This is a genomic window from Vibrio sp. S12_S33, from assembly GCF_963889785.1.
Taxonomy (GTDB): Bacteria; Pseudomonadota; Gammaproteobacteria; order Enterobacterales; family Vibrionaceae; genus Vibrio; species Vibrio aestuarianus.
In genome coordinates this window covers 1-8731 of sequence record NZ_CAWPQZ010000073.1, presented here as the reverse complement: position 1 = coordinate 8731, position 8731 = coordinate 1, and the positions used below count along the sequence as shown (strand labels likewise).

Sequence of the window (8731 nt, the reverse complement as noted above, 5' to 3'; positions counted from 1 at the left end):
TTTGATTAATGTCAGAACGGGTATCTTCAACGACTGACAAATGTTCAATTAAGTTCAAAATGGGCACATAGCAAAGGGTTTGAGGTTATTAGATCACATCTGTTAACAAAGTGCGATCCCGCCCTGCAGGAAGAACAGAGCTTGCTTTATCCCTATTTGGTATAACTAAACCTGATGAAGGTAAGATTTATTTAAATGGAGCACCAGTAAAATTTAGATCTCATACAGATGCCTTAAAGTCGGGAATAGGTTACATTTCAGAAGATAGACTAACTCTAGGTTTAATACTTGAGCAATCTGTTGAGGATAATACAATTCTTTCAGTTATTACTGAGATGAAAAATACGATAGGGTTGATAGACAATGATCTTGTTAAGTCTACCGTAGAAAAATGGATAGAAAGCTTGGATGTAAAATCAAACAATATTCATGACCCAATATCGACTTTGTCAGGTGGAAATCAACAAAAAATTGTATTGGCTAAGTGGATGTTAACTAACCCCAAAGTGTTAATATTAGATTCACCAACCGTTGGGGTTGATGTCGGGGCAAAAGACAGCATTTATAAATTAATTAGAAATCTAGCAGACCAAGGAGTTGCCATAGTATTTATTTCAGATGAAATTCCTGAAATTTATTATAATAGTGATGAAATACTCCATTTCGATAAGGGACGAGTAATTAATCATTTCAAACCCAAGGATATGTCCATAGAAAATTTATTGGAGGCTGTCGATGGTATTTAAGCTTAAAAATTCATCCATTGAGTTATGGTTAGGATTGGTAATTATTATCCTATCAGTTTTTTTTGCTTTAAATACAGATAGTTTTTTCACAATAAGAAATCTACTTGATTTGGCTGAAAGCTATTCTGTTATGGGGATCTTTGCTCTTGGATTATTTGTAGTATTGGTTACGGGTGGTATAGATATATCTTTCGCTGCAATAGCTTCAAGTGTCCAGTATATTGTGGCAACGTTCGCTATGAAATTTGGCTTCTCTGATCCAACATTAGGTATTGTTGCAGCTATGTTCCTTGGATTAATGTTTGGCTTTATTAATGCAACATTAATATATTATTTTAACATTGTATCTATCATAATAACAATTAGTATGCAGTCTGTATTATTTGGGTTGCTTATGTGGTTAACAAATGGCATTAATATATATAATTTGCCAGAGTGGATGATGGATTTCTACCACGTTATTCCATTTACTTACGAAGGTGTAAGATACCAAATAGGGTTGCCATTCTTAACTTTAATTATATTAAGTATAATAAGTTGGTTCTTATTAAAGAAAACAAATATTGGTAGGCAATTATATGCCACTGGTGGAAGCGTCGAATCTGCCCGTCGGGTCGGAGTCAATGTAGCATTTATTCATTTTTTTGCTTATGGATGGTGTGGCGTTATGGCTGCAATCGGTGGTTTGGTACAGATATATCGTGTTAATGAGGTCGTACCGAGTGCGTTAGTTGGCACAGAACTTGATGTTTTGGCGGCAGTTGTGCTAGGTGGTTCTAGCTTAAGCGGAGGTAAAGGAAGTGTCTTTGGGACAATAATGGGGGTGTTCTGTATTGGAATACTAAAAAATGGATTGAATCTAATTGGTGTTTCAAATTACTTTTCAAATGTTGTTATTGGATCCGTCATATTAATTGCTATTACAGTAACGCATTTTGGCAAGCGGCAAGAAACAAATTTTGGCTTTTCTTAAGAGAAAAATAATATGAGTTATAATATTATAAGTAAACTTGATAGAGCTATTGTAGGGATGCTTGCCTTACTTGCTATTGTTATTTTTATATTTAGTTTAATTAGTCCAGATAATTTTTTTCAAGTAACTACGTTTATGAGTATTGCTTATCAACTTCCTGAGTTGGGTTTATTGACGTTGGGGATGTTTGTAGCAATTTTAAGTGGTGGATTAAATCTTTCTATAATAACAACATCTAATATAACTGGTCTTTTTATGGCATGGGTTTTTGTAAGTTTAATGCCGACTGATGCTAGTATTGCAGTTCAATGCCTATGGTTGACTATTGCACTTTTTGGTGCGTTATTTATTGCTTTTTTAATTGGAATTTTAACTGGTTATTTTATTGCATATATTGGAATACACCCAATATTAGTTACTTTAGGTGTTATGACGCTATTAAAAGGGGTTGGTATTTGGCTAACACATGGTGCTGCAATTAGTGGTATACCAGATATTTTATTGTCCGTCGGTTCTGAAACTTTTTTTAGTATTCCATTGTCACTTATTATATTTCTGATTATTTCTTTCTTTCTTTATGTTTTTTTAGAAAAGACGGATGTTGGGAAGTATATATACATGTCAGGAAGTAATATTAATGCTACATATTTCAGTGGTGTTAATACTCACAAAGTGACCATCGTGATATATATAGTTTCTAATATGCTATGTGTATTTGCTGGTTTGATTATGATGGCCAGGTTTAACTCAGCACGTATGGGGTATGGAGATTCTTATTTATTGCTCACTGTTCTTGCGGTTATATTGGGTGGTGCAGATCCTTTTGGTGGATTTGGTAGGGTATTAAATACGGTATTGTCTCTATTTGTTCTTCAAACTATATCTACCGGCCTGAACCTTATGGGAGTAAGTCCTCATTTTAGTTTGGCAATGTGGGGAATAGCACTTATCGTTGTTTTGATATGCAGGTATATATTCAATAACAATAACGCTATTAAAAAATCAAATACGTCAGTGATAAAGGATAAAAATAATCATGAATAATAAGCGTAATAATGGACGAATTTGTGTATTTGGTTCATATAACTTGGATATAGTCGCTAAAGCACCTAGATTACCAAAACCAGGAGAATCTATGATAGCGAATGGTAGTAATACTGGTCCAGGTGGAAAAGGGGCGAATCAGGCTATAGCGGCTAGTTCGATAGGAGCGAAGGTTCATTATATTGGCAAACTTGGTGATGACTATTACGCTAAAATGGCACGAGAGCATCTTGAACAAACAGAAATTGATGTTCTTACATTATTCATATCTAAGACTAAACCTACTGGGAGTGCATTAATTTTTGTTTCTAGTGAAAATGCTGAGAACATGATTGTTGTAGATCCAGGTGCTAATTTAACGATAACGACATCAGAAATAGCACAATGTTTACCTGTAATTAAAGCAAGTGATGTTCTTCTTACGCAACTAGAAAACAATGTTGATGCAATCGAAATTTTGATTGAGACAGCTTTTCGTGAAGGGGTCTTTACGATCTTGAATCCAGCGCCATTTCAGAAATTCAATGAATGTATTTTATCTAAAGTGGATGTCATTACACCTAATGAGATTGAGGCGTTTTTATTAACGGGAATAACAATTTTGTCTTTCGAATCAGCATTTGAGGCGGCTAGCATTCTCCATGCAAAAGGCACAAAGAATATTATAATTACGATGGGTAGTAAAGGTGCATTTCTTTCCGATACTACAGGTACTTATATTATCCCTCCATATCCGACTGTGCCTATTGATACGACAGGAGCAGGTGATGCTTTTAGTGGAGCCCTTGCTGCCAAAATTGCTGAAGGTTTGTCTCTCGTTGATGCTTGTCTATTTGCCAGTGCTGTTGCTTCATGTTCAGTCGAAAAAAATGGCACGTCTTTAGCTATGCCTGATATTTTGACAATCGAGAAGAAAATGACTAATAACCCAATAATACCAATTAAGTTTGATCCAGTTCTTAGGATATGATTTTTAAGGAGCAACATAATGAATGTTTGTATTGCCGTAGACTTAGGTTCATCAAATGGTCGAGTGATGGCTGGTTATGTTGATCAAGGTAAATTATATATTAAAGAAATCCACCGGTTTGATAATGTAATTATTTTTAATGATGGAGAGTGGCAATGGGAACATCATATATTATTTAATCAGATATGCGTTGGGCTTAAAAAAGTTGAAAGTATGGGGTTTAATATTCTGAGCATTGGTGTTGATACGTGGGGGGTTGACTTTGTTTTACTTGATGAATTTGACAAAAAATTACTTCCAGATGTAGCTTATCGCGACTTGAGAACAAATGGTTATATTGCAAAGCGAGAATGTTTAATTGATGAATCCGATATGTTTTGTCTTACTAGTATCCAGTCATCAATATATAACACTCTGTATCAGTTGATGTCGTTATCAGACACAAATCCAAGAAAATTAGCAAAAGTTCGAAGTTTTCTTTTTACACCAGACTATTTTCACTATTTGCTAAGTGGCAAAAAAATGATCGAACAAACGATCGCTTCGACGAGCCAAATGCTTTCGTTAGATGGCAAAAATTGGAGTTCTGAAATTTTGCAACTAATTAAGTTGCCCATTAATACTTTAACGAGACCAATACCAGCTGGAACCGTAATTGGTAAGCTTAATCCAAAATTAGCCGACCAGCTTGGTTTGCGCAGTAAAGCTAAAATTATTGCACCCGCAAGCCATGATACGGCATCAGCTTTTGTGGCGGTACCTGCTACCAGTAAGTATTGGGCTGTGATTAGCTCTGGAACTTGGTCTCTGTTAGGTATAGAGAGTTCCACGCCTCTATTAGGAAGCGAAATTCGTAATGCAGGCTTTAGTAATGAAAGAGGGGTTTATGATAGTTTTTCTATTGTAAAAAACATGATAGGGATGTGGCTAATCCAAAGAGTAAAAATGGATTCGAAAACAACAATGTCGTATGGAGAGTTGGTGCAAGCAGCAAGTCAGGTAAAATCTTGGAGAAGTTTTATCGACCCAAATGATACCCGGTTTTTAAATCCAAAAAATATGGTTGACGAGATTCGCGCTTATTGTAAACAAACTTTACAACCTGTACCTCAGTCATTAGGTGAGATTGCACGCTGTATTTTTGAAAGCCTTGCATTAGCGTACAGGGTTGGGATTGAACAACTAGAGCAATCGAAGTCACATAAGTTTGAACAACTACATATGGTAGGAGGAGGAATTCAAAATGAAATGCTGTGTCAGCTTACGGCTGATGTGTGTCAAATAAAAGTAGTATGTGGTCCGATAGAAGGTTCAGCATTGGGGAATATTGTGGTGCAAATGATTTCCTTAAACCAATTGGATAATATTGCTGATGCACGAATAATGATTAAAGATTCTTTTGAACTGACTTACTTTGAACCGCAGAACTTAAAAGAGTTTGCTCCTCATTGGAAGAGATTTGTAGACCTGATTAGTTCTAAGATCCAATAACCTCATCAAAACTACACAACTGTTTAGATTACAACATCAATAGGAATATAATATGAATAAGCTACAAGTTGCGCAAAATATTATAGATACTTGCCTTGAAATGACTCAATTGGGTTTAAATCAAGGAACTGCTGGTAATGTAAGTGTGCGTTATGATCAAGGGATGATGATCACGCCAAGTGGTATTCCCTATGAGATATTATCGCCAGAGCAAATTGTTTATGTCGATAATTATGGCAATAGTGAAGCAGGAAAACTACCGTCGAGTGAGTGGCGTTTTCATTTGGCATGTTATCAAGTTCGACCAGATGCTAATGCGGTGATTCACAATCATGCCCTAAACTGCACTGGTGTTTCAATTCTCAATAAGTCGATTCCCGCTATTCATTATATGGTTGCGGCAGGTGGGGGGAAAGATATCCCATGTGCTCCATACGCGACCTTTGGTTCTGAGGTTTTGTCTCATCATGTAACCGCGGCTATGCGTAGTCGTAAAGCCATATTATTACAGCATCATGGCATGATTGCTGCGGAAGCTAATTTAGAGAAAGCGTTGTGGCTAGCGCATGAAGTAGAAGTCTTAGCTAAAATATATCTCAAGCTTTTAGCTATTGGTGATGTACCAGTATTACCTGATGAGGAAATTGATGTGGTATTGGAAAAGTTCAAAACTTATGGTTTGAGGCAATAGGTTAGTTATTCGTAACCGTTCACCAGTAGGTAATTGACTTTTGTCTACTTTTCAATTGGCGCAATCAGTGAAGCTCAAACTCGTGTTGACTCAATGCTTACCCCACAGCACCAAGCCATCAAAAGTAATATTCAAACGGCTCCGTTAGTACACGTTGATGAGACTTCACACTCACGAAATAGTGAAGAGCGTTTACGGTGGTGCTGGTTAGTATCGAGCGACGATTTAGTGTACGAAAAGATCCTATTCTCTCGCTCCATTCACTCAGCTAAAGTGGTTCTGGGAGCCAATTATTCTGGGGTTGTCGTCAGTGACCAATATGGTGGTTACAACTGGATATCACCAAATAAACATCAGCTATGTTGGTCACGCGTGATCCGAAACTTACAACAGATTGCGGATTACACAGTAAAGGACATACAGCTAAAATAGGGCAACGACTTGTGATGCTGAGCAAATTAGTCTTTCGAACGCGACATCGTTGGGAGTCCGAAACGATAAAATATAGCCTGTACCTAAACAGATTAAGTCGAATAAGACAGCGTTTTAATTACTGGCTCAATAAAGGGATCAAGCAAATACCAATTCAACGCTATCAAGGTCGCTGCAAAAAACTGGATGAGCATAGCCCAAGCTTGTGGTTGTTCTTAACTAACCCCAAAATACCATTAACCAACAATGAAGCTGAACGTCGACTTCGTGGCTTTGTCATTCAAAGAAAAATCAGCTACGGCACTACCTCGGATGCAGGCGATAACTTTCGAGACCGTCTACACTCGCTAATCGAAACGTGTAAAAAGCGAAAGATATCGTCACTTGATACGCTTTCACGCATAGTCAACGCTGTTGTTCGTCAGCAGCCATACCCAAATGTGCTCGCTCTTAAACAAATGAGTTTTACCTAAACACTTAGTCAACACGCTGCTGGTGAACGCTTACATTTTAATCATGATGCAATTTTTGAATTGAGTGATGGTGAAGTAGTAGTCCATTGATAGCGGAGCAGATCCCTACATGCAACTCTTCTCTAAAACTCGAATAATTTGCTTTAAAAAACAGACATGTACTCAGTGGAAAAACAGAGTACATGTCTGTAACCAAATTAGAGGTAACGACTTTTTAAGTGAGCTTTAAAATGCTCAGGATTTAACGTTTCACCAGTAGCGGAGCTAACCAGTTCACTGGTTGTTAACAAGCTACCTTTACTCCAGATGTTATCATGTAACCATCTGAAAATTGGTGATAAATTTCCTTCTCTAATAGCTTTGTCTACATCCACAGTCTGTTTCATTGATGCCATAAATTGCGCGGCATACATAGCGCCTAATGTATAGCTGGGGAAGTACCCAAAGCTCCCATCCGTCCAGTGAATGTCCTGCATACAGCCGTTTTTATAATTATCTTTAGTCGATAGCCCTAGATACGTCTGCATTTGTTGATCCCATAGCTCAGGAATATCAGTATGTTGAATTTTACCATTCATCAAATCACGTTCAATTTCATAGCGTAGAATGACATGAGCAGGGTAGGTAAGTTCATCAGCATCAACGCGAATAAAGTCTTTCTCTACACGAGTGTAAATTTTTTGGAAATTATTGAGTTCAAATACATTTGCTTCATTACCAGCGATATGTTTGGCTGAAAGTTTTGTAAGGTGTTCAATAAATGCGTTGCTACGACCAATTTGCATTTCAAAAAACAAAGATTGAGATTCATGTATCCCCATTGAGCGAGCTTCGCCTGCCGGAATCCCAGCAAGGTTTTTAGGCAATCCTTGTTCATAACGAGCGTGGCCAGTTTCATGGACGATACCCATCAAAGATTGTATAAATTCGGCTTCATTATAACGAGTGGTGATGCGAACATCGCTCGGAACACCACCGCAGAAAGGGTGAACACTTTCATCGAGTCGGCCATGTTCAAAGTCAAATTGCAGTAGTTTCATTACTTCCAAACCGAGTGCTTTTTGTTTCTCAGCAGGGTAATGTCCGCTAGGCAAAATGATATGCTCAGACTTTTGCTTATCAATAACTTGATCAATGAGATCAGGTAACCAGGTCTTCACATTAGAGAAAACACGGTCAAGAGATTCGGTATTAGTGCCAGGTTCATATATGTCGAGCATAGCATCGTAAGGTGTAAACCCAGTTGCATCCGCGCGAATTTGTGCTTCTTCTTGAGATAGCTTAACCACCTCCGCCCAATTTTTTTCGAAACCGACCCAATCGTTGTTACTACGTTGAGTACGCCATGCATGCTCACATTTAGAACCAGCCAAAGACTTGGCTTGAACTAATGCTTCTGGAAGTACATTTGCTTGTAACCATTGGCGTTTTAGCTCGCGTAATATCGATTTTTGTTCATTATTCAATGCTTCTGTTTCTGCCTGAGCAAACCAATCAGACAACTGGGGTTGAGTTAACAAGCTATGAATATGTACCGATAGCTGTGCCATTGCTTCCGAACGAGCTTGCGCACCTCCTGAAGGCATAACTGCTGCTTGGTCCCAGCCACAAATGGCCGCTAAATGGCTAAAGTGAGATATTTTTTTAGAATGTTGTACTAACTTATCGAATGCATACATGACATTTGCCTTCCGTGACTCAAAAATAAGAGATGAGTGTAGCAATCAATATCACTTCAACCAAGCGTTCAACTTTCTGATTTATCGCAATTTTCTACCTAGCAAAGCAAAAAGTTGCTTACGCTAGGCAGGTTATTGCTCAATATGTTTCATTTGTCATTATAACTCATTGAAATTAAACAATCTTAAGGTTGGCATCGACCTTGCTCTATAGGTGATGAATTTGCGCAAA

At 37.6% G+C, this 8731-nt stretch carries 7 protein-coding genes and 1 pseudogene; 7 read left to right on the top strand and 1 reads right to left on the bottom strand.

The features are described 5' to 3' along the window. Window positions 1-110 precede the first annotated feature (110 nt). From AACW06_RS18330 to tnpC, 7 genes and pseudogenes are all read left to right on the top strand, one after another. A complete protein-coding gene (locus AACW06_RS18330; protein WP_202884113.1) occupies window positions 111-746 on the top strand; it encodes an ATP-binding cassette domain-containing protein in 636 nt (211 codons plus the stop codon). Further along, complete coding sequence (locus AACW06_RS18325; RefSeq protein ID WP_202884112.1) at window positions 736-1719, top strand: ABC transporter permease; 984 nt, start codon at window positions 736-738, stop codon at window positions 1717-1719. The genes AACW06_RS18330 and AACW06_RS18325 overlap by 11 nt, the downstream gene beginning before the upstream one ends. 12 nt (window positions 1720-1731) lie before the next feature. Then, window positions 1732-2763, top strand: a complete 1032-nt coding sequence (locus tag AACW06_RS18320; RefSeq protein WP_192076178.1) for an ABC transporter permease — start codon at window positions 1732-1734, stop codon at window positions 2761-2763. Then, window positions 2756-3733, top strand: a complete 978-nt coding sequence (locus AACW06_RS18315) for a ribokinase (protein WP_192076177.1) — start codon at window positions 2756-2758, stop codon at window positions 3731-3733. Before AACW06_RS18320 ends, AACW06_RS18315 begins: the two co-directional genes overlap by 8 nt. Window positions 3734-3751: 18 nt before the next feature. After that, a complete protein-coding gene (locus tag AACW06_RS18310) occupies window positions 3752-5224 on the top strand; it encodes a rhamnulokinase (RefSeq protein WP_192076176.1) in 1473 nt (490 codons plus the stop codon). A gap of 52 nt (window positions 5225-5276) precedes the next feature. Continuing rightward, entirely contained in the window at window positions 5277-5915 is a 639-nt protein-coding gene (locus AACW06_RS18305; protein WP_192076175.1) for an L-fuculose-phosphate aldolase, read from the top strand. A 48-nt stretch (window positions 5916-5963) separates the two neighbouring features. Beyond that, window positions 5964-6828 (top strand): annotated as a pseudogene (gene tnpC, locus AACW06_RS18300) (IS66 family transposase); the annotation flags it as partial. Window positions 6829-7017: 189 nt separating this feature from the next. Here tnpC and AACW06_RS18295 read toward each other — a convergent pair. Further along, on the bottom strand, window positions 7018-8499 hold the full coding sequence (locus AACW06_RS18295) for a carboxypeptidase M32 (protein WP_192076174.1): 1482 nt from the start codon (window positions 8497-8499) through the stop codon (window positions 7018-7020). Window positions 8500-8731 lie beyond the last annotated feature (232 nt).

Bases quoted from the DNA above. Each gene is read 5' to 3' on its own strand.
- AACW06_RS18320 (WP_192076178.1), top strand. From the start codon at position 1,732: ATGAGTTATAATATTATAAGTAAACTTGATAGAGCTATTGTAGGGATG.
- AACW06_RS18315 (WP_192076177.1), top strand. From the start codon at position 2,756: ATGAATAATAAGCGTAATAATGGACGAATTTGTGTATTTGGTTCATAT.
- AACW06_RS18295 (WP_192076174.1), bottom strand. From the start codon at position 8,499: ATGTATGCATTCGATAAGTTAGTACAACATTCTAAAAAAATATCTCAC.
- AACW06_RS18305 (WP_192076175.1), top strand. From the start codon at position 5,277: ATGAATAAGCTACAAGTTGCGCAAAATATTATAGATACTTGCCTTGAA.
- AACW06_RS18310 (WP_192076176.1), top strand. From the start codon at position 3,752: ATGAATGTTTGTATTGCCGTAGACTTAGGTTCATCAAATGGTCGAGTG.
- AACW06_RS18325 (WP_202884112.1), top strand. From the start codon at position 736: ATGGTATTTAAGCTTAAAAATTCATCCATTGAGTTATGGTTAGGATTG.